General features: G+C 62.7%; 20 protein-coding genes. 17 read left to right on the top strand and 3 right to left on the bottom strand.

What is annotated here, in order from left to right:
- From IB263_RS26830 to IB263_RS26805, 6 genes are all read left to right on the top strand, one after another.
- Complete coding sequence (locus IB263_RS26830; RefSeq protein ID WP_043613700.1) at window positions 1-999, top strand: ABC transporter permease; 999 nt, start codon at window positions 1-3, stop codon at window positions 997-999.
- On the top strand, window positions 996-2,171 hold the full coding sequence (locus tag IB263_RS26825; protein WP_060539369.1) for an ABC transporter permease: 1,176 nt from the start codon (window positions 996-998) through the stop codon (window positions 2,169-2,171). The genes IB263_RS26830 and IB263_RS26825 overlap by 4 nt, the downstream gene beginning before the upstream one ends.
- Window positions 2,172-2,241: 70 nt before the next feature.
- Entirely contained in the window at window positions 2,242-3,459 is a 1,218-nt protein-coding gene (locus IB263_RS26820; protein WP_060521778.1) for a glycosyltransferase family protein, read from the top strand.
- Between the two features lie 4 nt (window positions 3,460-3,463).
- Window positions 3,464-4,708, top strand: a complete 1,245-nt coding sequence (locus IB263_RS26815; protein WP_034799194.1) for a glycosyltransferase family 4 protein — start codon at window positions 3,464-3,466, stop codon at window positions 4,706-4,708.
- Window positions 4,708-5,844 (top strand): glycosyltransferase family protein, encoded by a 1,137-nt coding sequence (locus IB263_RS26810; protein ID WP_177235716.1) that lies wholly within the window; start codon window positions 4,708-4,710, stop codon window positions 5,842-5,844. The genes IB263_RS26815 and IB263_RS26810 overlap by 1 nt, the downstream gene beginning before the upstream one ends.
- Before the next feature lie 497 nt (window positions 5,845-6,341).
- Window positions 6,342-7,508 (top strand): hypothetical protein, encoded by a 1,167-nt coding sequence (locus tag IB263_RS26805; protein WP_089043717.1) that lies wholly within the window; start codon window positions 6,342-6,344, stop codon window positions 7,506-7,508.
- Window positions 7,509-7,605: 97 nt separating this feature from the next.
- Here the strand turns inward: IB263_RS26805 and IB263_RS26800 are convergent, their stop codons facing one another.
- Window positions 7,606-8,280, bottom strand: coding sequence for a class I SAM-dependent methyltransferase (locus tag IB263_RS26800; RefSeq protein WP_090426417.1), 675 nt, complete (start codon window positions 8,278-8,280; stop codon window positions 7,606-7,608).
- Window positions 8,281-8,582: 302 nt separating this feature from the next.
- Here IB263_RS26800 and IB263_RS26795 point away from each other — a divergent pair, with 302 nt between their 5' ends.
- From IB263_RS26795 to nadE, 8 genes are all read left to right on the top strand, one after another.
- Window positions 8,583-11,273 carry an ABC transporter transmembrane domain-containing protein gene (locus IB263_RS26795; protein ID WP_034799202.1) on the top strand — a complete coding sequence of 897 codons (2,691 nt, stop codon included), beginning with the start codon at window positions 8,583-8,585 and terminating at the stop codon, window positions 11,271-11,273.
- A gap of 91 nt (window positions 11,274-11,364) precedes the next feature.
- Window positions 11,365-11,829 (top strand): cyclic nucleotide-binding domain-containing protein, encoded by a 465-nt coding sequence (locus IB263_RS26790; RefSeq protein WP_034799203.1) that lies wholly within the window; start codon window positions 11,365-11,367, stop codon window positions 11,827-11,829.
- A gap of 137 nt (window positions 11,830-11,966) precedes the next feature.
- Window positions 11,967-12,728 carry an FkbM family methyltransferase gene (locus tag IB263_RS26785; RefSeq protein ID WP_192439257.1) on the top strand — a complete coding sequence of 254 codons (762 nt, stop codon included), beginning with the start codon at window positions 11,967-11,969 and terminating at the stop codon, window positions 12,726-12,728.
- Window positions 12,729-12,936: 208 nt separating this feature from the next.
- Window positions 12,937-13,140, top strand: coding sequence for a hypothetical protein (locus IB263_RS26780; RefSeq protein WP_034799207.1), 204 nt, complete (start codon window positions 12,937-12,939; stop codon window positions 13,138-13,140).
- Window positions 13,141-13,286: 146 nt separating this feature from the next.
- Window positions 13,287-15,224 (top strand): asparagine synthase (glutamine-hydrolyzing), encoded by a 1,938-nt coding sequence (asnB, locus tag IB263_RS26775; RefSeq protein ID WP_060530251.1) that lies wholly within the window; start codon window positions 13,287-13,289, stop codon window positions 15,222-15,224.
- Between the two features lie 23 nt (window positions 15,225-15,247).
- Window positions 15,248-15,514 (top strand): acyl carrier protein, encoded by a 267-nt coding sequence (locus tag IB263_RS26770; RefSeq protein WP_034799210.1) that lies wholly within the window; start codon window positions 15,248-15,250, stop codon window positions 15,512-15,514.
- A 20-nt stretch (window positions 15,515-15,534) separates the two neighbouring features.
- Window positions 15,535-17,085, top strand: coding sequence for a class I adenylate-forming enzyme family protein (locus IB263_RS26765; RefSeq protein WP_192439256.1), 1,551 nt, complete (start codon window positions 15,535-15,537; stop codon window positions 17,083-17,085).
- Entirely contained in the window at window positions 17,082-18,092 is a 1,011-nt protein-coding gene (gene nadE, locus IB263_RS26760; protein WP_034799213.1) for an NAD(+) synthase, read from the top strand. The genes IB263_RS26765 and nadE overlap by 4 nt, the downstream gene beginning before the upstream one ends.
- Window positions 18,093-18,117: 25 nt before the next feature.
- Here the strand turns inward: nadE and IB263_RS26755 are convergent, their stop codons facing one another.
- Complete coding sequence (locus tag IB263_RS26755) at window positions 18,118-19,230, bottom strand: hypothetical protein (RefSeq protein WP_034799214.1); 1,113 nt, start codon at window positions 19,228-19,230, stop codon at window positions 18,118-18,120.
- Window positions 19,227-19,892 carry a HemK/PrmC family methyltransferase gene (locus IB263_RS26750; protein ID WP_082573034.1) on the bottom strand — a complete coding sequence of 222 codons (666 nt, stop codon included), beginning with the start codon at window positions 19,890-19,892 and terminating at the stop codon, window positions 19,227-19,229. Before IB263_RS26750 ends, IB263_RS26755 begins: the two co-directional genes overlap by 4 nt.
- A gap of 283 nt (window positions 19,893-20,175) precedes the next feature.
- Between IB263_RS26750 and IB263_RS26745 the strand changes: the two genes are divergently transcribed.
- The 3 genes from IB263_RS26745 to IB263_RS26735 all read left to right on the top strand — a co-directional run bounded on the left by IB263_RS26745 (window position 20,176) and on the right by IB263_RS26735 (window position 24,401).
- Window positions 20,176-21,495: a lipopolysaccharide biosynthesis protein gene (locus tag IB263_RS26745; RefSeq protein ID WP_089043724.1), complete on the top strand. Its 1,320-nt coding sequence runs from the start codon at window positions 20,176-20,178 to the stop codon at window positions 21,493-21,495.
- A gap of 49 nt (window positions 21,496-21,544) precedes the next feature.
- The gene (locus IB263_RS26740) at window positions 21,545-22,633 is read left to right on the top strand and encodes a GNAT family N-acetyltransferase (protein WP_371814216.1); all 1,089 of its coding nucleotides are present in this window, start codon (window positions 21,545-21,547) and stop codon (window positions 22,631-22,633) included.
- 127 nt (window positions 22,634-22,760) lie between these two features.
- A complete protein-coding gene (locus IB263_RS26735; RefSeq protein WP_192439255.1) occupies window positions 22,761-24,401 on the top strand; it encodes a GumC family protein in 1,641 nt (546 codons plus the stop codon).
- Window positions 24,402-24,405 lie beyond the last annotated feature (4 nt).

Genomic DNA, 24,405 nt, shown 5'->3' with positions numbered 1-24,405 from the left:
ATGCTGCGATATATTCTCTGGCGTATCGCGGCGATGGTTCCGACCCTCCTCATCATTTCCGCTCTTGTCTTCACCATCATCGAGCTGCCGCCGGGTGACTACTTCGAAAGCTATGTTGCCGAGATCAAGGCGCAGGGCGAAGGCGTCGACATGGAGCAGATCGAGGCGCTCCGGAAGGAGTACGGCTTCGATCAGCCGCCGGTGCTGCGCTACGTCTACTGGCTCGGCGGCATGCTGCAGGGCGATTTCGGCTATTCCTTCGAATACGAGCTTCCGGTGAGCGCCGTCGTCGGCGACCGCCTGTGGCTGACGATCCTCGTTTCCTTCGTCACCATCATCTTCACCTGGCTGATCGCTTTCCCGATCGGCATCTACTCGGCGACCCATCAGTACAGCTGGGGCGACTATGGCCTGTCGCTGATGGGCCTGATCGGCATCGCCATCCCCAACTTCATGCTGGCGCTGATCCTGATGTACTTCGCCAACATCTGGTTCGGGATTTCCATCGGCCACCTGATGGACCAGAAATATCTCGCTGAACCCATGAGTTGGGAAAAGGCGAAATCGATCCTCGAACACATCTGGATTCCGGTCATCATCGTCGGCGCGGCGGGAACCGCCGGCATGATCCGGCGCCTGCGCGCCAACCTGCTTGACGAGTTGCAGAAACAGTATGTGGTGACGGCACGCGCCAAGGGGCTTTCGCCGATGCGCACGCTGGTGAAATATCCGTTGCGCATGGCGCTGAACTTCTTCATCTCGGATATCGGTTCGATCCTGCCGGCGATCATCTCCGGCGCGGAAATCACCGCGATCGTGCTTTCGCTCGAGACCACCGGCCCGATGTTGATCAAGGCGTTGCAGAGCCAGGACATGTATCTTGCCGGGTCGTTCCTGATGTTCCTGGCCTTCCTGACGGTGATCGGCGTGTTGATCTCCGACATCGCGCTCGCCATTCTTGATCCTCGAATTCGGCTGCAAGGCAGGAGCACCAAGTGACGTCATTTCTTCCGGCGCCCGGCGAGCCCATGCCGCACTACGTATCGACGGCTCCGTTCGATCCCTATTCCGTCGAGGCGATGACGGACGAGCAGGTGCGCGTCAACCAGGCTTCGCAGCTGCGGCTGATGTGGTGGAAATTCCGCCGTCACAAGCTGGCGCTTGCGTCCGGCGTCTTTCTCGTCGCGCTCTACCTGATGATCGTCGTCTGCGAGTTTCTGGCGCCCTATAACCTGCACACCCGCAACATGGACTATATCTATGCGCCGCCGCAGGCGGTGCATCTCTTCCATGAGGGCAAGTTCGTCGGTCCCTTCGTCTATGGCCGCACGATGACGCTGGACATGGATACGCTGAAGCGCAACTACGCCGACGATACCAAGGATGTGCAGCCGCTTCGCTTCTTCTGCCGCGGCGACGGCTATCGCTTCTGGGGGCTGTTCGAAAGCAACGTGCATTTCGTCTGCCCGGCAACGGGCGGCGAGGCCTTCTTCCTCGGAACGGACCGCCTCGGGCGCGACGTGCTGTCGCGCATCATCTATGGCGCGCGGATTTCGCTGACGATCGGCCTTCTCGGCATTACCGTCAGCTTCGTGCTCGGTATCGTCATCGGCGGTCTTGCCGGCTACCACGGCGGCGTCTTCGATCTCATCGTCCAGCGTGTCATCGAGGTGCTGCAATCGATCCCGAGCATCCCGCTCTGGCTGTCGCTGGCGGCGATCATGCCGGCGACCTGGAGTCCGATCTTCATTTATCTGGCGATCACGATCATCCTCGGCCTGCTCGATTGGACCGGGCTTGCGCGCGCTGTCCGCTCGAAGCTGCTGGCCTTGCGTGAAGAAGACTATGTGCTTGCGGCCCAGCTCATGGGTGCAAGGAGCAGCCGCATCATCGGCCGGCACCTCGTGCCCGGTTTCATGTCGCATCTGATCGCCACCGCGACCATCTCTATTCCCGGCATGATCCTCGGGGAAACGGCGCTCAGCTTCCTTGGCCTCGGTCTCAGGCCGCCGATCACCAGCTGGGGCATTCTGCTGACGGAGGCGAAAAGCGTCAGCGTCATTGCCTTCTATCCCTGGCTCCTATTTCCCACAATTCCGGTCATTCTTGTGATTTTGGCGTTCAACTTCTTGGGAGATGGGTTGCGTGACGCGGCGGATCCCTACAAATGAAGCCCGGTTTGACGCAGCCATACGGCCCGCGTGAAACGGTTCATCGTACCCTGAGTGAAAGGTTTCTTGCATGATGCGGCGTTTTGAAGATGCCCGGATCCTCATGTATAGCCATGACACGTTCGGGCTCGGACACCTCAGGCGCTGCCGCACGATCGCGCATTCGCTGGTGGAAGACTATCGCGGCTTGAACATCCTGATCATTTCCGGGGCGACGATTGCCGGCGCGTTCGACTATCGCGCGCGCGTGGATTTCGTGAAGATCCCGAGCGTGATCAAGCTGCATAATGGCGACTACACCTCGCTCGACCGCCATATCGAACTCGATGAAACGCTGAAGATGCGCCAGGCGATCATTCGCCATACGGCAGAGACCTTCAAGCCGGACATCTTCATCGTCGACAAGGAGCCGATGGGCCTGCGCGGCGAGGTCGAGGAAACGCTGACCTATCTGAAAGCGCACGGCACGACGCTCGTCCTCGGCCTGCGTGAGGTCATGGATGCGCCGCACCTGCTCGAGGCAGAGTGGAAGCGGCGCGATACCATGCGCAAGATCGAGCAGTACTACGACACGATCTGGGTCTACGGCCCGCCTGATTTCTACGACCCCCTGACCGAACTCGACGTGCCGCCCGCGGTGCGCGAGCGCATGAACTTCGTCGGTTTTCTGCAGCGCAGCGTCCCGCGCGAGGAATTGCCGGGTCATAAGCCTCAGGGCGACTACATCCTCGTCACCACTGGCGGCGGCGGAGATGGGGCGGACCTGATCCACGACGTCATCCATGCCTATCAGCAGGATCCGGAGCTCACGCACAAGGCGCTGATCGTGCTAGGACCCTACATGCCGGTCAAGAAGCGGGAAAAGCTGATCCGCAAGGGCAGCAAGATCCCCTATATCAAGATCATCGAGTTCGACAATCGCATGGAAGAGCTCATTGCCGGCGCCAAGGGCGTCGTCGCCATGGGCGGCTACAACACCTATTGCGAAATCCTCTCCTTCGACAAGCCGGCGCTGATCGTGCCGCGCATCCAGCCGCGCGAGGAGCAACTGATCCGCGCGCGCCGGGCTGCCGAGCTGGGGCTGATCGAGATGCTCCTGCCGGACGAGGCGGAGGATCCGTTGCGGCTGGCGGCGGCGCTGAGGGCGCTGCCTTATCGTGAGCCACCGTCGAAAAGCAGCGCCAACGGCCTGCGGCTGGAAGGCCTCGTGCACATCTCCGAGATCGTCGGCAGATGGCTCGATCGGCCGTCGAGCGACCACCTGAACATCGTGAAGAAATCGAGCTGAAGCATTGCCGACAGACCGCAAGATTGCAGTCGTGCTGAAGGGCTACCCGCGTCTTTCGGAAACATTCATCGCCCAGGAACTGCTTGGCCTCGAGCGCGCCGGGATAGAACTCGTCCTGATCTCGCTTCGGCGTCCAACGGACGGCAAGCGCCACCCGGTGCATGACGAAATCCGCGCCGACGTCCACTATCTGCCGGAATATCTGCATGAGGAGCCGCTAAGGGTTCTGCGCGGGCTCGTGCGCTGTCTGCCGAAACCCGGATTCTGGCGCGTCCTGGGTCTGTTCCTCAAGGACCTGCCGCGCGATTTCAGCCGCAACCGCTTTCGCCGGCTCGGCCAGGCGCTGGTGCTCGCCTCCGAATGGCCTGGACAGCCGCGCTGGCTGCACGCGCACTTCATCCATACCCCTGCTTCGGTGACGGCCTATGCCAGCGTGATCGCTGGCACGCCCTGGACCTGTTCGGCGCATGCAAAGGACATCTGGACCTCGCCCGACTGGGAACTGTCCGAAAAGCTCGGCCTTGCGCGCTGGACGGTAACCTGCACACGCATGGGGTACGAGCATCTCCGCAGCCTTGCCAGCGACAAATCGAGAGTACATCTGAGCTATCATGGCCTCGACCTCGACCGCTTCCCGCATTTCGACGGCACGCATTCCAATCGCACCGGTTCCGATCCGGCCGATCCCGTCCGCATCGTCAGCGTCGGCCGTGCCGTTGGAAAAAAGGGCTACGACGTGTTGCTGAAGGCGCTGGCCAAGCTGCCGGCAGAGCTTCATTGGCGGTTCGAGCATATCGGCGCCGGCGAACTGACCGGCCAATTGAAGACGCTCGCCACGGAGCTCGGCGTCTCCGACCGTATTGTCTGGAAGGGCGCGCTCGACCAGACCGATGTGCTTGCGCACTATCGGGCAAGCGACATCTTTGCGCTTGCCTGCCGGATCACCGCGGACGGCGATCGGGACGGGTTGCCGAACGTGCTTGTCGAAGCATCGAGCCAGCGGCTGGCCTGCGTCTCGACGGCGATATCCGGCGTTCCGGAACTCCTCGAGGACGGCGAAAACGGCCGTGTCGTTCCGTCGGAGGATCCGCAGGCACTTGCGGCCGCGCTTGAGGAACTGATCCGCAATCCGGCACTTCGCCACAGGTTCGGCGATGCGGCCGAGCGGAAGGTTCGCGGCCAGTTCGACCACCACACCAGCATCGAACAACTCGCCGGCCTGTTCGCCAGCGAATGGAGAGCCGCCTGATGTCCGCACGTCGCGTCTTCTTCTACGTACAGCACCTGCTCGGCATCGGTCACCTGGCGCGGGCAAGCCGGATCGCGAGCGCCTTGGCGGCCAAAGGCTATGACGTGACCGTCGTGACGGGCGGCAGCCCGGTGCCGGGGTTCCCCGCAAACGATGTGAAACACGTGGCCCTGCCGCCGGTGCTGGCTGGCGACAAGGGGTTTAGCGGACTTGCCGATGGCGAGGGAAACCCGGTCAGCGAGGCTTTCAAGCAAGAGCGCCGCGACCTGCTGATCGAGGCATTTCTTGCCTGCAAGCCTGACATCGTCATCTTCGAAGCCTTCCCCTTTGGCCGCCGCCAGATGCGTTTCGAGTTGATGCCGCTGCTGGAGGTGATCGAGAAGCAGGAGCCGCGGCCCCTCGTTGCCGCATCGCTGCGCGATATCCTGCAGGAGCGGACGAAGCCCGGGCGCGCCGAAGAAACCCTCGACGTTGTCAGGGCGCATTTCGACCTCGTGCTCGTGCATGGCGATCCTGCCTTTGCGCGGCTAGAGGAGACCTATCCGTATACGGCGGAGATCGAAGACAAGATCGTCTATACCGGTCTTGTCGCCGGCCATGCCCCTGAACCTCCGGCTGAAAGGTTCGACGTGCTTGTTTCGGCTGGCGGCGGCGCGGTCGGCAAGGAGCTGATCGGCGCGGCACTACAGGCGGCCGGGCTGCTTGCGGGCGACCTGAAATGGTGCCTGATCACCGGGCCGAACCTGCCGCAGGACGACTATGATGGCTTTGCCGCCGCAGCGCCCGCAAACGTGCATCTGTTCCGCTTCCGCAAGGATTTTGCGAGCCTTCTGTCGGGTGCGCGGCTCTCGGTTTCCCAGGCCGGCTACAACACCGTCTGCGATATCTTCCGTGCCGGCTGTGCGTCGCTGCTCATTCCCTTCGTCGCCGGCGGCGAGACCGAGCAGTCGACGCGCGCCGAAAGGCTCGAAAAGCTCGGCCTTGCCGGCGTTCTGCCAGAAGCGGACGTGACACCGGAGAGGCTGGCCCGCGACGTCGAGACGATGCTGGCGCGGCCAAGGCCGGAGATCCCACCACTCGACCTGAACGGCGCCGCTAGAACGGCGGAGATACTGGGGCTTCAGACGGTCCGCTAGCCGTAGTCGGTGGTGCCCATCGGTCTCCGCTGAAGGCCGCCCTTGAGCGGAACCACCGAAATAGAAAAGTCGCTCGGCAAACCAATGGTCGGGCGACCATTCGACTATCTGCCAGTATGTACGGAGCCTGGATATTTTCCTCGCGTTCTGCGTGTCCCGGCTGGCTGTCTCCGGAATGGTATGTTAGTGAAATCAATAATACTGATTCTGAATATACGCAGTGCATTTCCACCGAACGATAACCTGGGTTCCTGTGTGCACTAAACTCAAGGTCTTGCCAGGACTGGGTCATACTCTTGGCGAAGAGTTTCCCGTACGGCTTTCCTGCCTTGTCTACCTCTCCAACATCCGCCGGCCTCTCGCGCACGGCATCGCCTGTGCGCTGCAGCGGCGCCGGCTGGCGAGCGTAGAGGCAGCGGGGCACCCGCGATGAACGGCGGCCGCAGAGCAATGCAAGGGGATTTCGGCGCGTCGAGCGCGTAAGGCAGGAGGGGCAGTTGAGAAATCTGATCGCGCTGTTGATCTCAGTGACCTTGGCATTGGGGGCCGGGGAGGTAATGCTGCGCATGTTCACGCCGTTTCCGATCGGAACGCAGTCGCACCGAAGCATCGACGAAAAGTATGGCTATCGTCTCGATCCTACCCTTTCCGGCGTTGACGAGGACGGCTTCCGCGACCCGGCAGGCGCACGGCAGGGCTTTCAAGTCGCCGCAATCGGCGACTCGATGACCTATGGCAACAACGTCGAAAGCGGTCAGACCTGGCCGGCCGTCTTCCAGGCCATCACCGGCGAACACACCTACAATTTTGGTGTCGGAAGTTACGGCATCTACACCTACCACGCGATCGTCCACGACGCGCTGGCAAATGGAGCCAAAGGCGCGATCGTCGCCATTTTCCCAGGCAACGACTTCGCGATCGTTTTTTCGGCATGCGATATCATGAACGCGCGTTCCGACTTCTGGCTTGCAGAGCAGGCACGGCTTCACCTGCAGGCTCTCTTCAGTCCGACCGGAAGCCATACGCAATGCACCAAGGCGCGATCGGCGAGCATCAAGACGAAGCTGTTCGAGAACGTCGCGCTTCTGAGCGCTTATCAATATGCGATAAAGGACCGTGTGACGAGCTTGTATGCGCGCTTCTTTGGCACGGGCAGCGATGAAGCGTCCGAATATTACCGGTTCCCGGACGGGATCCCACCGGTGTCGAGGCGCTATGTGGATGATGCCGGTCGCATGAGCGATTTGGCCTCGTCCGAGACAGCGGCGATGTTTGCGGACTTTGAACGTTTTGCGGCCGACTGGGCCGCGCAGGGACGGGGACGGGTAGGACTGTTGCTGATTCCGTCCAAGGAGCGTGTGGTTTTCGAACACCTTCGGCGCGGTGGCCAGCTGGCGGTTGCCGATCCCGCCTTCATCCGCAGTGTCGAGCGTCAGATCGCACTCGAGGACAAAATTCGGGAGGTCGCCGGCCGGCTTGATCTGCCGTATCGTAGTGCGGTGGATGCAACGACTGACGCCTTGCGGGATGCGATCCTGGCCGGGCAGCGCTTTTATCCTGATAACGACGGACATCCGTTTGAGGCAGGCTACAAGGCGTTCGCAGGAACCGCGTCGTCGCTCTGGAACGAGATGAAATCAAGGGTCGCCGAGACGCATGACTGAACGTCGGGGGGCGGCGGTACCCGTGGAGGCCGACGACAGACAACGGTGCCGGAGCGCACGGGTGCTGTCCCGGCAAACAAGTGCGATCTCGATCGGTTCAGACCGTGCCGATCAGCATGAAGCGGGTGTATTTTTTGGTCGGCAGCGCGCCGGCGAACTCCACGGTCGTCAGTGCCGCCTGCTTGGCGAATTCTTCGACCGAGGCCACGCAGTTGATATGCGTCGGCTCGCTGAAATAGTCGTTGGACTGGAGCAGCACCCGCGTACCGGCCGGAATGCGATCGAGCCATGCCTTGAGGTCTGCGATATGCTCGCAGCTCGTATTGATCACCACGTCTGCCGCGAGCGCCGCGTAGTCGATCGCATACATGTCCGCCGTCACGGCATGAAACTTGTCCGGAAAGGCCGCGTTCAGCGTCCGCGCCACCGCTTCGACGTCCGGATCGATGTCGAAGCTGTCGACTGCCGCCACATCGAAGCGCTGGTCTTCCAGCAGCATGGCGCCGAGAATGCCGTACCAGCCGCCGAGGATGGCGATCTTGCCGTAGGAGGGGCCGGCCACCTCAAAGAGCGTATCGCGCGCCCAGACCTTGCAGGCAACCTGCTTGTGGTTGAAGGCATTGGCGATGTGGGCGTCTGGATGTTTGGCGATCACCCGGCCGATCCCTTCGATCAGCGGACTGCGCGTATAGGCGGCGATGCCACGCGCGAGATCGAAGGCATGCTCGTACCAATCGTTGGTTTGGCAGGGGGGATGGCTGGTTTGTTTCATGCGGTCGTTGTAAGCTGCGCATCGAGCGAGTGCAATAACGGCGTGTGCTTTCGGGAGCGTCGACCTCTGCCGGTTGACTTCAAGGCCGCCTGTTGGAAACCGCGTCCATTGCAGATTTCCCTCGCACCTGCATAATCGATCAACCGGATTCGGCGCCGGGCGGAATATGCAGGCGTCCCTTCAGGAGCGTGCCTTAGGGTACCCGTCCGGAGGTGTCGCCGAAGAGTGATGCGTGCTGGGGACATATGGCAACCCGGCCCGCCAGCAGCAGTCGTGTTCAATAAGGTCCTATCGCCAGTAACATGGAACCACGCCTTTCCCGCTATATCTGGACCCACACGCGCAAGGACCAGCTTTGGATCCTGGTTGTCGTCGCGCTGTCGATGATCCCTTACTTCCTGTCGTTCGATCTGCCGAAGCAGATCGTCAACGGGCCGATCCAGGGCGATGGCTTCGACAGCCCGGAGGCCACCCAGGCCTTCCTGCCGATATCCTTCGACCTGCCGTATTTGGGCACGTTCAACGTCTTTGACGGCTTCCAGCTCGGCCGCGAAGGTATGCTGCTCGCCCTCAGCCTGGTGTTCCTGGCGCTGGTGGTGGTCAACGGCCTCTTCAAATTCTACATCAACACGTTCAAGGGCCGGCTCGGCGAGCGGCTCTTGCGCCGCATCCGTTTCGAACTCGTCGACCGGGTCCTGCGTTTTCCGCCCAGCCATTTCAAGCGGGTGAAGCCCGCCGAAATCGCGACGATGATCAAGGACGAGGTCGAGCCGCTCGGTGGTTTCACCGGTGATGCCTTCGTCTCGCCCGCCTTGCTCGGCGGCCAGGCCTTGACGGCGCTCGTGTTCATCCTGCTGCAGAGCTTCTGGCTCGGGCTGATCGCAACGCTGATCGTCGCGGTTCAGGCGGTCATCATTCCGCGCATGCGCAAGCGGCTGCTTGTGCTTGGGCGCGAACGGCAGTTGACGGCGCGCGAGCTTTCCGGCCGCGTCAGCGAAATCGTCGACGGCATCGGCGCGATCCGTGGCCACGATACGTCGAACTACGAGCGCGCCGACATCGCGGCGCGGCTCGGCCGGATCTTCAAGATCCGCTACGACCTCTACCAGTGGAAATTCCTCGTCAAGTTCATCAACAACTTCCTCGCGCAGGTCACGCCTTTCCTGTTTTACGCGATCGGCGGCTATTTCGCCCTGCAGGGCCGCCTCGACATCGGCCAGCTCGTTGCCGTCATCGGCGCCTACAAGGACCTGCCGGGTCCGCTGAAGGAACTGATCGACTGGGACCAGGCCCGTCAGGACGTCCAGGTGAAATATGCGCAGGTGGTCGAGCAGTTCAGCGTCGACACGCTGCTCGATCCCAAGGTCCAGGCGGTGGCAACCACCGCTGCCGTGCCGCTCGCAGGCCCGCTTGCCGCCGTCAATCTGACGGTGATCGACGATGGCGGCTCGACGCTGCTTGACCACGTCTCGCTGCAGGTCCAGCCCGGCGAGAAGGTGGCGCTGATGGGTGGTGGCGAAGTGCTCGCCGAGGCCTTCGGCCGGCTCGTCTGGCCGGCAAGCGGCAAGGTGCTCGTCGGGGGCCAGGACATCTTGGAACTGCCGGAATCGGTGACCGGCCGACGGATCGCCTACGCCTCGTCCGACGTCTACGTCTTCCAGGGCAGCCTCGGTGACAACATCCTTTACGGGCTGAAGCATGCGCCGCTCACGGACGAGATCTATGAGGGCGAGCGTGCGACGCACCGCAAATGGGAGGTGACCGAAGCCCGGCTGGCCGGAAACCCGTATCTCGACGTCAACAGCGACTGGATCGACTATGGATCCGCCGGGGCAAACGGGCCGGACGATCTGCTCGTGCAGATCCGGCCGGTTCTCGACGCGGTGCTTTTGACCAACGACGTCATGGCGCTGGCCGTGCGCTCGACCATCGATCCCCACGAGCATGCGGAGTTCGCCGCAGGCATCGTCGAGATGCGCAGCGCGCTCCGGCAGCGTCTCGAAAAGGAAAAGCTCAGCGACCTCGTCGTGTTCTTCGAGCCCGGGACCTACAATGTCGAGGCGACGATCGGCGAAAACATGCTCTTCGGCACCATCACCGATCAGGTGATGTGGGCAGATGCGCTGGAGAACCATCCGTTCTTCAAGACGATCCTGCAGCGGGTCGGCCTGCGCGACACCTTTTATGAGATGGGCATCGAGATCGCCGAGAACGTCGTCGAACTGTTCCGCGACTTGCCGCCGGATCACCCGTTCTTCCAACAGTTGACCTTCATGACCGCCGAGGAAATCCCGGTCTATGAGGCCATCCTCCAGAAGGTACGCACGAAGGGCAAGGGCGAGGTCTCCGAGGACGACCAGATCAAGGTGATCAGGCTGTGCTTCGATTACATCGAGCCGCGGCACCGTTTCGGTCTTTTGACCGATGAGGTCATGGCGAAGATCGTCGCCGCCCGGCGCGAGTTCGACGAAGGCCTGCCGGCCGATCTCGCCGGGATGATCGAGCACTACCGCCCGAACCGATTCATCGCGTCCGGCAGCATTATCGACAACGTGCTCTTTGGACGTATCGGTCACAAACACGCCGACGGCTCGGAGAAAATCCGCGCGATCGTCCGGGATCTCTTCGAGGCGGGCGGTCTCTACAACGAAGTGCTTGCTTTCGGCTTCGACTTCAATGTCGGCGCCGGCGGCAAGCGGCTGACGGCCGCGCAGCGGCAGAAGCTCGACCTTGCGCGCGCGCTGATCCGCAATTGCGATTACTACATCTTCAATCAACCGCTCCTGGCGCTCGACCAGCGCGTCCAGGAACAGGTCGTCCGCAACGTCTTTGCGATGCTCGATCAGGGCGGGCGCGATCCGGCGGTCATCTGGGTTCTCGCCAATCCGGCGCTGGCGGACCTCTTCGATCGCGTCGCCCGGTTCGAAAACGGGCGCCTACTGCACGACGCCAATGTGGATGAACGACCTGACTACAAGGAAATGGCATCTTGATGTAATATTAATGTCAGGGCACGAGCATATGGTCCCGCCGCGATGCGGGAGGCAAGTTGCCCCCGACGGGAACTCGGAGACACGGATTGTGATGTTGCTCAAAGATGAAGTCGAAATGCTGCGCCGAATAACCCTGTTCTCGGGATTGCCGCCGGCAAAGCTGAAACTTCTGGCCTTCACGTCCGACAGGGTCATGTACAGCGCTGGTGAAGCGCTGTTCTATCAGGGTGACATCGGCGACGCGGCCTATGTCATTCTTTCCGGCAAGGCGGAGGTGCTCATCAATACGGCGGGTGGGCCTTTCAAGATCGCCGAAGTCGAGCAGAATTCGATCGTCGGCGAAATCGCCATTCTCTGCAACACGCCACGCACCGCGACGGTGCGCACCAGCACGCCGCTCGAGGCCCTGCGCATCCGCAAGGACGATTTCCTCAAGCTTCTGGCCGATTTCCCCGAGATGGCGGTGGAAATCATGCGCGTTCTCGCCGACCGCCTCGCGCAAACGACGGCGGAGCTCAGCGAGGCCCGCGGCTCGATGGAGCCGGTGGACGCCTGACGGCGGCACCTCTCTTGTACGGGCGAACCTTCACGAAAATGCAGGCGGCGATGTGCCGGGGCAGCCATTCGCCTCGGTCATATGAGCCCTTCGCAAAATCCATTCCGCTTCGTCCGGATATGGGTTAGAGAAACGCCATGCGTTCGATCACCTATTTCCACAAGACCGTTCAGTTTCCCGACAAGCCGGAAAAGAAGCACTTTTTCGCGCGGCTGCAGAACGGCGACTGGGAGCCTTGCACGTTCCAGAACATCGCGCGCCTGGTCGACGCCAAGACGACTTTCATCGACATCGGCGGCTGGATCGGCGTGACGCCCTATTGGGCGGCGCAGATTGCCGACAACGTCATCACGGTCGAGCCCGATCCTGTCTGTTTCGGCATCCTCAAGGAAATGCAGCCGGAGAATTGCGGCGAAGTGCGGGTCATCAATGCAGCGCTATCGGAGGATGACGTTCTCGTGCTGCATTCCGTCGGTGGCGGTTTCGGCAGCTCCGAAACATCGGCCCTGATCGCCGACGACGACGGCGAGGCGATCCGTGCGCGCACCGTGACGATCGCAGCCCTTCAGGACATGGCGCGGACCGAAAGGCTCTGTTTCAAGATCGACATCGAAGGTTACGAGTATCGCGCGCTGGACCAGTTCCGCACGATCGATCGGATGCGGACGGCCGGCGTGCTGCTGGCGGTTCATCCGCAGATCCTGTTTGCGTCGCTGACGGGCTCCAGGCTGTCGCGCGTCCTTCGCACCATGACCGCCACTATCGGATTGATCCGTAGTCTGAAGGGCTTCCGCCTCGACAATCCCTCGGCAATCTGGACGGCGCTACGCAAATCGATCGCGCGCCGGGAGTTTCGCGGTTTCGACCTGCTGTTCGTGGCGCGCGAGGGTAGCCGCTAAGGAGCCTTTGGCGGCTCAAGTCCTTTCATGCATGAGGACAAGGACGGTAATGTCCGGGCATCCGCCGAGAACCGAAACGATCCTCGGTTCGGTTAACCATGCCCCCGCTTAAAGTTAACTCTTCGTTTCAAAATGTTACTTCCGGTGGTATAGGTTCGCTGCTGCTATTTCCTGGTTTTGGTTGTGGCGCGTCGCGGAGGGCGGTTGCATGTCCTGGTTATACGTTGCCGGTGTCGCCTATGGCCTGACGGCGTTTTTTCTCGTGGGGATGACCTACCTTGAAGGATTGCAGGCGCATGCACCTTGGAACATGTACCGCGTGGCCGGGCTTCTGGTCTGCGTTTTCTGGCCGATTCTGTTTCTGTATCTGATGCTCAGGATGGCATCGAAAAGACGAATTCCGGAGCGCTGACGGCAAGGGCCAGCGGCGCTTATCCTCAACGCGGCGCCTGAACGGCGGTATTTACCATACAACTAGAAAATGCCGGAGATTAACCCATGATTCCGTCATGCGGTTTATGGTCCGGCAGTGATCGAACGGTGTGAAAGTATCTCGGCATGTGCGGTTACGGTGGCTATTTCGGGTCGGTCCCGGATGCGGAAATCCTTCTCAAAAGGATGGCCTCTGCGATCGCGCATCGTGGCCCGGACGAAAACGGCGTTCTTGCCGCACCGGAGGCCGGGCTCGCCCATGTACGGCTGTCGATTGTCGGTCTCGGCGACGGCCAGCAGCCGATGTCCGACGAAACCGGCGACCTTTCGATCGCCTTCAACGGCGAGATCTTCAACTACGTCGAATTGCGCGAGGAACTGCGCGCCAAGGGGCGACGGTTCCGCACTGCGAGTGACACCGAGGTCATCCTGCATCTCTACGCCGTGATGGGCGAGGACTGCCTGTCCGTCCTCAACGGCGATTTCTCCTTCGCGATCTGGGATAGACGCCGTCAGCGCATGGTGTTGGCGCGCGACCGCATGGGCGTGCGCCCGTTGTTTTACACGACCCATGCCGGGACGTTCTATTTCGCCTCCGAAATCAAGGCGCTGCTCCAGGTTCCCGGCATTTCCGCCGAACTCGATCCCGTTGCGCTCGACCAGATTTTTACCCTTTGGGCGCCGATCGCGCCGCGGACCGGCTTTCGTGGCATTCACGAGCTCGAGCCGGCTCACCTGATGATCGTCGAGAAGGGCAAGACGTCGATCCGCCCCTATTGGCAACTCGACTATCCGGACCACGACGCGCCGCCGCTGTTTGCCGATGAGCGCAGCGCGGCCGAGGAACTACGCGCGCTTCTTACCGATGCGACCCGGATCCGCATGCGGGCCGACGTGACCGTCGGATCCTATCTCTCGGGCGGGCTCGACAGCTCCATCGTCTCGGCGCTTGCGGCCGGAATGGCGCCGCAGGGTCTGCGCACGTTTTCCGTGACGTTTGATAGCGTCGAACACGACGAGAGCGCCTTCCAGATGGAAATGGCGAAGGCGCTCGGCACGCATCATAGCGCGGTCGCCTGTCGTGCCGGCGACATCGCGAAGGTCTTTCCGCAGGTCGTCCGTTTCGCCGAACGTCCGATTATCCGCACGGCACCCGCCCCGCTTTACCAGCTCTCGGGTCTCGTGCGCGAGCAGGGATTGAAGGTCGTGCTGACGGGCGAGGGCGCCGACGAGGTCTTCGCCGGATACGATATCTTCAAGGAGGCGCGGGTGCGCCGCTTCTGCGGCCGCCAGCCCGGTTCGCGAATCCGGCCGCACCTGTTCCGCAAGCTCTACCCCTATCTGCCGGGCCTGCAGCAGCAATCGGCGGAATATCTCGCCGCTTTCTTCGGCGCCGGCGACGTGCCGCTCAACGACCCGCTGTTCTCGCACCGCCCGCGGTTCAAAAGCACGGCCGCGACCAAGATTTTCTTTTCTCCCGACCTGCGCGCCACGCTGAAGGACTACGACGCGGCCGAAGATCTGGCGAGCCGGCTTCCTGCTGCCTTCGGTCGCTGGCATCCGCTGCACCAGGCGCAGTATCTGGAAAGCCGTTTCCTTCTGCCCGGCTACATTCTCTCCAGCCAGGGCGACCGCATGGCCATGGCGCACGGGATCGAAGGACGCTTCCCGTTCCTGGACCACCGCCTCGTCGAGTTCGCGACGCGCCTGCCGCCGGAAATGAAACTGAAGGGGTTGGTGGAAAAACACATCCTGCGCGAAGCGACGAAGGACCTGCTTCCGCCGACCATCGGTCAGCGCACCAAGCAGCCCTACCGCGCGCCCGACAGCCATTCCTTCACCGGCGCCGGCGAACTGGAATACGTTCGCGATGCCATGAGCGAGACACGCATCGGTGACAGCGGTCTGTTCAATGCCAAGGCCGTGAGCAAGCTCTACGAGAAATGCCAGTCGCAACCGACCACCGGCTTTAGGGACAATGCCGCCTTCGTCGGCATCCTGTCGACGCAGCTCTGGCTGCAGACCTTTACCGGCACCAGCATCCGCGCCGCTCAAGCGGCCTGAAACCCATTGGGAAAGGAAATGAAATGACGGAAACCATCAAGGACAAGGTCAGGGCCTTTGTCATCGAGAACTTCCTGTTTGGCGATACCTCGTACGATCTCGCCGACGGCGCCTCTCTGATCGAGAACGATATCATCGACTCGACCGGCGTTCTCGAACTCGTCGCCTTTATCGAAGACCAGTTCGGCATCGCCATGGCCGACGCAGACATCGTGCCGGCGAACCTCGATTCGCTCGCGCGCATCTCGGCCTTCATCGAGGCAAAGGCCGGAGTGCCGGCCACGGCCTAACCAAGACCCGAGGGCGTTCCATGCGGTTCGAGCAGTTTCTCATCGGCAATGCGGCAAGGCATGCGGCCAAGACGGCGCTGGTCACCGATCGCAAGCGCCTCAGCTACGGCGAGTTCGACGATCTGTCGAGCCGGCTGGCGGCCGCGTTGGCAAAGGCAGGCGTCAAGCGCAACGACCGCGTCCTCGTGTTCATGGACAATTGCTGGGAGGCGGCCGTCTCGATCTTTGCGATCCTGAAGGCGGGCGCGACCTTCAGTCCGATCAACGCCTCGACCAAGGCCGACAAGCTCGCCTACATCATCGACGACTGCGAGGCGGCTGCGATCCTGACGCAGGCCAAGTTGATGCCGGTGGTGGCGGACGCCCGGGCGCAGAGCAGCGGCAAGGCGGATATCTTCGTCGCATCGACCGCGGCGCCCAATGGCCAGTCGCCTGCCGGAGCGGTGCCCTTCGAGGGCTGCCTGTCGGCGGAGGCGACGCCGGTGCCGCATGGCGGCATTGACGTCGATCTGGCGATGCTCATCTACACATCGGGGTCGACCGGCCGCCCGAAGGGCGTGATGATGACCCACCGCAACATCGATGCGGCGTCGGAATCGATCACCACCTATCTGCGCAACGAGCACGACGATATCATCCTCAACGTGCTGCCGCTCGCCTTCGACTATGGGCTCTACCAGTTGCTGATGGCGATCAGGCTCGGGGCGACGCTGGTGCTCGAAAAGTCCTTCGCGTTCCCGCATGCGATCTTCGAGCGTATTCGCGAGGAGGGCGTCACCGGCTTCCCGCTGGTGCCGACGATGGCGGCGATGATCCTGCAGATGCGCGACCTTGAGCCGGGTTTCCTGCCGAGCCTGCGCTACCTCTCCAACACCGCCGCCGCCCTGCCGCCGCCGCATATCGCCCGCCTGCGCGAGCTTTTCCCGGGCGCACGACTCTATTCGATGTACGGGCTGACAGAGTGCAAGCGCTGTACCTACCTGCCGCCGGAGGAACTGGATCGCCGGCCGGGCTCCGTCGGCATTGCCATCCCCAACACGGAAGCCTTCGTCGTCGACGACGAGGGCAGCCGCGTGCCGCCGGGCGTTCCCGGCGAACTCGTCATCCGCGGGCCGCATGTAATGCAGGGCTACTGGCGCAACGACGTGGCGACCGAGCGCATGCTGCGGCCCGGGCCGAACCCTTGGGAGAAGGTGCTCTATACGGGCGACCTTTTCCAGACGGACGAAGAGGGCTTTCTCTATTTCGTCGGCCGCAAGGACGATATCATCAAGACCCGCGGCGAGAAGGTCGCGCCCAAGGAAGTCGAGACCGTGCTCCATGCCCATCCCGGCATTGCCGAGGCCGTCGTCATCGGCATGCCGGATCCGGTTCTCGGCCACGCGATCGCTGCCCTTGTGGTGCGCACGGATCCTGACTTGACCGACAAGGACATCATCCGCCACTGCACCCGCCACCTCGAAGATTTCATGGTGCCGAAGATCATCGAATTCCGCACCGAACTGCCGAAGACGGATACCGGCAAGGTCAGCCGCCGACTTGCCGCCGAGACGATGGAGCCTGCACAATGAACATCAGAACAACCGGGGGCAATGGCCCGTTTTCGGCCGAAACCCTGACAATCGACCACGCGGCCGAGACCGATCGCATCGTTTCCGCCTTGCGCGGACAGTTGCGCTCCATGAAGAAGCGCGGTCTGGTGCTCGGGCTTTCGGGCGGCATCGACTCCAGCGTTTCCGTGGCGCTTGCGGTGCGCGCGGTCGGCGCCAAGAACGTCTTCTGCCTGTTCATGCCGGAAAACGATTCCGATCCGGAAAGCCTGCGCTTCGGCCGGTTGGTCGCTGAAACCTTCGGCGTCGAGGCGATCGTCGAAGACATCGGGCCGATCCTCAAGGCCATGGGCTGCTACGAGCGCCGCGACGCCTTCATCCGGGAACTGGTTCCGGACTATGGCGACGGGTGGGCCTCGAAGGTCGTCATCGCCAACGCGCTTGAGGGAGAAGGCTACAACATCTCCTCGCTGGTCGTTCAGAGCCCGGAAGGCGTGCAATCGAAACATCGCATGCCGCCCTCGGTCTATCTCGGCGTCGTTGCGGCCACCAACATGAAGCAACGCACTCGCAAGCAGGTCGAGTACTATCATGCCGACCGGTTGAACTTTGCCGTACTCGGCACGCCCAACCGGCTGGAATACGACCAGGGATTCTTCGTCAAGAACGGCGACGGCGCCGCCGACGTAAAGCCGATCGCCCATCTCTATAAGTCGCAGGTCTATGCGCTTGCCGCCCATCTCGGCGTTCCCGCGGAAGTTTGCCGTCGCCCGCCGACGACCGACACCTATTCGCTGGAACAGACGCAGGAGGAGTTCTATTTCTCCCTGCCTTACGACCGCATGGACCTCTGCCTTTATGGCCTCAATCACGGGATCGAGATCGAGGCCGTCGCCAAGGCGGCCGGCTTGACCGTGGTCCAGGTCGAAAGGGTCTGGGCGGATATCGCCGCCAAGCGCAAGGCGACGCGCTACCTGCATCTCGGGCCGCAACTGGTGCAGCCCGTGGAGGAAATTGCCGGCTATTGAGGCCTGGCCGCACCGCCGCCCATCGTCAATCGAAGCTGCCGCCGATCAGCCGGCTCCAGTATTCGCCGGAAATGCCGTTGAAGAAGCCCTGTCCGTCGCGGCAGGCTTCGACGATGGTCTGGTCGCGCGAATGCACAACGGTCGAGGCGACGTGCACGAAGGCGATGCGTCGGCCGAGCATGGCTTCCATCAGCGCCGGTTGCGTGCGCCCGCGCAAACCCGCAAGCCCACGTCTCGACGCCTCGTCGACCAGGCAGTCAATGACCGGCCCGGCCTGCCCTGGCCGCGCCAGGATCTGCAGTACCCGACCGATTTCACCGGCTTTGACGTAGTAGGCGAATGCACCGACCACGGCGCCCGTGCGCGCCGTCACCAGCGCGTAGGCGAGTTCGCCCTGCTCGGGCTTCTTTTCGGCATCGGCAAGGATGTGGTCGAGCTGCCCGTCGCTCCATTCGGGGCGAAGCGGAAACGGCGCGGTGAACTGGTCGACGACGGCGGCAAAGCCGCTGCGGTCCGTCTCGGTCGCGGTGAAGCCGGCCGGTGCCGCCCCCGCCTCGGGCAGGGCGGACCAGCGCTGCTCGCCCTGGCCCATGCGCTTGCGATAGAACCTGTCGAGTGCGCGCGCGAAGGGGGCGGCGAGCCGGGCGGGCTTGATGCGGTTCGAGGCGACGCTCAGGCTAAAGGTCGCCGGACGGATGACGCGCACCCAGTCGAGGCTGTATTGCGGCAGGACCACGCCCCGAAGCCGCGTCCACATCTGCACAGAGACTTCGCTTGCTGTCTCACTGAAGGATAGATCCTGCGGACCGGCGAGGAAGGCCTTCATGAGGCGCGCTCCGGCCAAGGGGTCGCTTTCCCGGTCTTCCGCCATCAGCGATCCGCAGATCGCGGCGCGCAAGTGCCGGCCGTTCAGTGTCATCGGCAGCGCATTGACGCCGACGAAGCCGGTAATCCGACCCTCGTCGTTCACATGCACGAGAGGTCTGATTTCCGGATCGCAGCCTGGCCCGTCGAGATAGAGTTGCCGCATATAGTCGGCAAGTGCTGGCGAAGCGGTCCGCTCGTCACGGAACACCCGCTGGAACATTCCGGCGACCGCTGGAACGTCCGCGTGGTCTAGCGAACGGATTTCGCTCATCGGGCCTGCTCTCCGGCGCCGGCCTCTGCCGGGCCGGCGATTTTCTGGACGATGGCGACGCGCGGCTTGCCGTCACGGTCGGATGCGAAGGTGACCGGTGCATAGGCTTTCGCCCGTGAGAGAAGTGCAGCCGCCTGCCGCTCCTGGCCCTCGCCGAACTCGAACAACAGCCAGCCTCCCGGTTTCAGGAAGGCAAGGGCGTCCCGGATCAGGCGCTGGTGTATGGAAATGCCGTAGGGGCCTCCGTCGAATGCCTCGCGCGGCTCGTTGTCGAGCAGATGCGCGCGGTCCCCCTCCAGCCGGCCGGTCGAGATATAGGGTGGATTGCAGACCACCATGTCGATCTTGCCCTGGAGATCGTCGCTTTCGAGCGCCGCAAAAAGATCGCCCTGCCGGACAAAGACGCGCGACCCGAGGCCGAGCCGATCGACGTTGCGGCGGGCAAGCGCCACGGTGCTGTCCGTCAGGTCAGCGCCCCAGACACGCGCCGACGGGATCTCTCTGGCGATACCAACGGCGAGGTTGCCGGAACCGCAGCACATGTCGATGATGGTGACGTCGAGGGGGGCGCCTTCAAGGATTGAGACGGCTCTTTTTCCAAGAAGCTCTGTTTCTTCCCGTGGAACCAGGACGTCGGGCGCAAGTTCCAGTTCGACACCCATGAAGCGGTGCAGTGTTGCGGCCCGGTCTTCGGTCGGTCGGTCGGTCTGATTGCTGTCGTTTTGCGCCACAGCCACTCCTCATGTCGCTGGAAAACTCTGTAGACGTGCGGACCGCAGCCTAGTGCAATTGAGTAAACGGAAGCTGAAATACAATTGCCGCGAGCACGTTAACCGCGCAATCATTTCTGCCTGTTACCTTGCGCGTGATCAGAGGCGGGTGCTCGCTGTCATTGAACGCATCTTGCGCGTAACAATGACGGGTTGAGATCAAGGGCAGATCGGAATGGCTTCGGAAGGTGTGAAGGAACGCGCGCACAAACCGTTCCTCTCGATGATCATATCCTATGCTGCATCCGGCGGCAGCCTTGTCATTGGCTCGGCTGCGCAGCTTCTGACCTTTGCGATCCTCGCGCGCTTTCTCGGCGTGCATGAATTCAGTGTCTTCGTCGCAATCACGGCCGTTGCCAACATCGCGGTTCACCTTTGTGGTCTCGGCGCGATGGAGTGCCTGGTGCGCCGTGTCGCGCGCGACCGGGGCATGTACCCGCAGATGCTCGGCCACAACATCATTCTGACCTCGATCAGTGGCGTGCTGCTGGTGTTGCTCGGCGCAGCGGTGTTGCCGTTCTTCTTCACGCTTTCGCCCGATCCCGCGGCCAATGTCGCGGTGATCACCTTGATGCTCGTGACCAACATCATCTTCGTGCGGGTCATCGTGCTGGCGGAGCAGATCTTTCTTGCGCATTCGAATTTTGCCTCGGCCAACAAGGTGGTCGTCGGTTTCGCCCTGGCGCGCACCATAGCTGCAGCGCTCGCCTGCATCGCCTTCGGGGTCGCGACGGTGGCCTCCTGGGCTGTATGGCAGTTCGTATGCCATGTAATCGTGGCCCTCGGCTGCTGGCGGGCGGTCAAGGGGTTGGGACGCCCGACCTATGGCATCGTGCGGGAAGAGCTGCCGCTCGGTCTCTATTTCAGCATCCCGTTCATCCTGCGCGCCGTCCGGCAGAACGCCGACCTTCTGGTCCTGAGCCTCGTGGCGAGCGCCGAGGTCATGTCCAGCTACAGCGTCGCGCGGCGCATGCTGGAGAGCAGCTATCTGTCGGTTGAGGCCTTGAACCGGCTGATCTATCCGGGTTCGGCAAAGGCAACGGCAGCCGGCCTGCACCACGCCTTCGAGCGCGTGCGCAAAGTGCTGTTCGCGGCCACCTCGATCAGCATTGCCGCGGCCGTTGCCGTTTTCGTGCTGGCGCCGGTGCTGCCCTATCTCTTCGGCAAGGACTACGTCTCCCTCGTTTCCTTCGTTCGCATCCTGTGCTGGGTTGTGGTGCCGCTCGCCATGTGGTCGGTGGCGATGGAGGCCCTTGGTGCGTCCGGCCACCATCCGGCGCGCGCTTCGGTCATGGGCCTTGGCAGCGTGCTTGGTGCGGCACTCACCGCCTGGGCGACCTGGTACGCACCGCCGACAGGCACGTTCATTTCCTTCTACGTGATCGAGACCGCGATGGTGATCGTCTCATGGGCGGTCTTCCTGCGCTTCGTGCGGCGCGATCGGGAACAGGCCGGCGCGGCCTCCCTGTCGACGGGGGTGGTGCATGGAGGTTGAGCTCGGGAAGATCCAGGCCGCACGGTCGTCCGGACGGGAAATGCCCCGGATGGGCAACGTGCGCGCCATGGAACCCCGGGATATCCCAGCCGTCAGCAGCATGTTCACCCGGATCTTTCGCAAGCGGGAGCAAGAGGCGAGCGCGGAGCTTCAGAACTATGTCGAGACCATCTTCTTCGGCAGCCCGCTTTATGCGCCGGAACACGGCAGCATCGTCTACGACGACGGGACCGGCGGCATCGGCAGCGCCATTCTAGCGATTCCCATGGAGTTCACGGTCAACGGCCGCCGAACGGTGGCGAAACTTCTCTGCGCCTTCATGTCCGAGGGCAAGGCCGGTGCGGTCGGCGCCGCCTGCCTGGCGCGCGCCATGCGGGCGACACGGCAAGACATGTGTTTTTCCGACAACTCGTCTCCGGTCAGCGCCGATCACTGGGTCGCTGGCGGTGGCGTCGTGCTGCCGATCCAGAGCCTCGACTGGCGCCGCTCCTTCCGTCCGTTCAGAGCCTGGGGGCTAACGGTTGGCAGGCAAGTGCGCCTGCTCAGATCCCCGATACTTTCCAAGCCGCTTGCGCTTGCGGACCGGCTTTTGCGCCGCCGCCGCCCGCGCACGAAACCCGATCCGGTGGCCGGCTGCACGACGCACGCCATTGATCCCGCTGCCTTCGTCGATCTCGCAGAACCCATGCTGCAGCGTTTTTCCGTCAGGCCGGTCTGGTCGCGCAGCGAATTCGACTGGCTGGTAACGGTCGCGCGACTGAACACGCCGCTCGGCGAGCTTCTCTGCCGCGAGGTCCGGGATGAAAGCGGGCGCGTCATCGGCGCTTATCTCTACTTCGGCAAGGCCGGCGAGCGGGCAACGGTGCTCAACGTCGTCTGCGAGGCCGGCCGTGAGTTCGCCGTCACCGCACAGATGTTCCATGCGCTTGACGCCGAGGGTTACGCGCTCGCCGTCGGCAGCTCGCAGCCGTTCCTCATGAATGCGATCTCGCGCCAGAGATGGCTGTCCTTCCACCATCGCGGCTATTTCTGCATGGTGACGCGGCATGCGGATCTGAAAGACGCGGCCCAGCGCAACGATATCTATGTGGGCGGTCTGGCATCGGAGAGCTGGAGCCGGTTGTTGACCGACTTCTGAAGCGACGGGTTAAGCGGCAATCCTGCCGTTTAACGGAATATTCACCGTACAACCTTAATTCTGCGCTAGAAGGCGGCTCGCGGGGTCACGATCTTCGCGTCTTGATGGGCGTGCGTGAGGGATGCTTATGTATAGGCCGGACGAGGCCGGAAAACAGGGGGCCAGCCAACCGGCACGCGAGCAGCGTGCACCGGTCGAAAGAGGCTCGCTGCTCGATCTGCTCTCGTCAGACCTTCACGAAGCGAAGTCTGGCGCTGACGGTTCGGCAACAGACCGGCCCGCCGAAGTCCAGCATCAATCCAGAGATATTCCGAAAGCCTCGCCCCATCCGGCTGACTTGGTACCGCCCGTGTCCAGTGCGGCCGGCGCGCCTCGCGATAGCTATTTTCCCGGGTTGAGCGGCCTCAGCCGGATCGGCGTCGACGATATCATCGGCTGGTTGCGCGACGGGCTCATCTGGATCGTGCTGGCGCTCGTCCTGTGTGTGGGTGCCGCGCTCGCCTATGCGATGACGGCGACGCCCCGCTATACGGTCTACACCGATATCGTCGTCGATCCGTCCAACCTCAATGTCGTCAGCGATGACGTCTTCACCACCAATCCGCAGCGCGATGCGCAGTTGCTGGAAGTGGAAAGCAAGCTGCGTATCCTGACGTCGCGCAATGTGCTGTCGCGGGTGATCACCCAGATGCGCCTCACCGAGGACCCGGAATTCGTGAAGCCCTCGGCCTTCAGTTCGCTGAAGAACCTCTTCTCGACGAAGGCGGAGCAGCAGGCCGGAAACGAGCTTGCTGCCATGCGGGCCTTGTCGGAGCGGGTGGAAGCCCGGCGCGAAGAGCGGTCCTTCGTGGTGGTGATGAAGGTCTGGAGCGAAGAGCCTGCGAAAGCGGTGACGCTGTCGGATGCGATCGTCGCGGCTTTCGAGCAGGAGCTGTTTCAGTCCGCCGCCGAGAGCGCCGGTCGCGTCGCGCAGAGCCTCAACGCCCGGCTCGACGAGTTGCGCCACAACGTCACCGAATCCGAACGCGCGGTCGAGGATTTCCGCCGCAAGAACGGGCTGCAGTCGACCAATGACGGTCAGCTCGTGAGCAATCAGCTTTCGAACGAACTCAACACCCAGGTTCTCGACGCCCAACAGCGCTTCATCCAGGCCGATACCCGCTACCGGCAGATGAACGACGCGATAACACAGGGGCGGACCGCAAGTGCATCCGAGTTTGAATCCGTCAACATGACGAACCTGCGAGAGCAGTATAACGTGCTGCAGCAGCAGATCGCCTCCATGCAGCGCACCTATGGGGAGCGCCATCCCCGCCTCGTCAATGCGCGCTCGGAGCGTGCGAACCTGGAATCGGCCATGGCCGATGAGGCGCGCCGCATCCTCGATCGCGCCAAGGCGGACATGGACCGGGAGCAGCAGGCCTTTTCGGCCTTGCGCGCCAAGGCGAGCGACGAGAAGTCGAACGTGTTCTCCGACAACGAAGCCCAGGTGCAGCTGCGAGACCTCGAAAGGGACGCGCGCGCCAAGGCTGCCATCTATGAGACCCACCTGGCGCGCGCCCAGCAGATCACCGAACGCCAGCAGATCGACACGACTAATGTTCGCGTGATCTCGCGCGCCTTGCCGCCGAATGCGCGCAGCTGGCCGCCGCGCACCGTGGTTCTGGTCGCCGGCGGCGGTTTCCTGGGGACTATTCTCGGCATATCCCTCGCGCTTGCCCTCGGTCTGTGGAGATACATCCGTCGTCCGCAGCCCCTGGCGCCGTGAGAGG

The sequence above is a fragment of the Ensifer sp. ENS03 genome, assembly GCF_014852035.1.
Lineage (GTDB): Bacteria > Pseudomonadota > Alphaproteobacteria > Rhizobiales > Rhizobiaceae > Ensifer > Ensifer adhaerens.
Note: the sequence above shows the minus strand (reverse complement) of the source record. Positions and strands in the feature narration are given on the sequence as shown.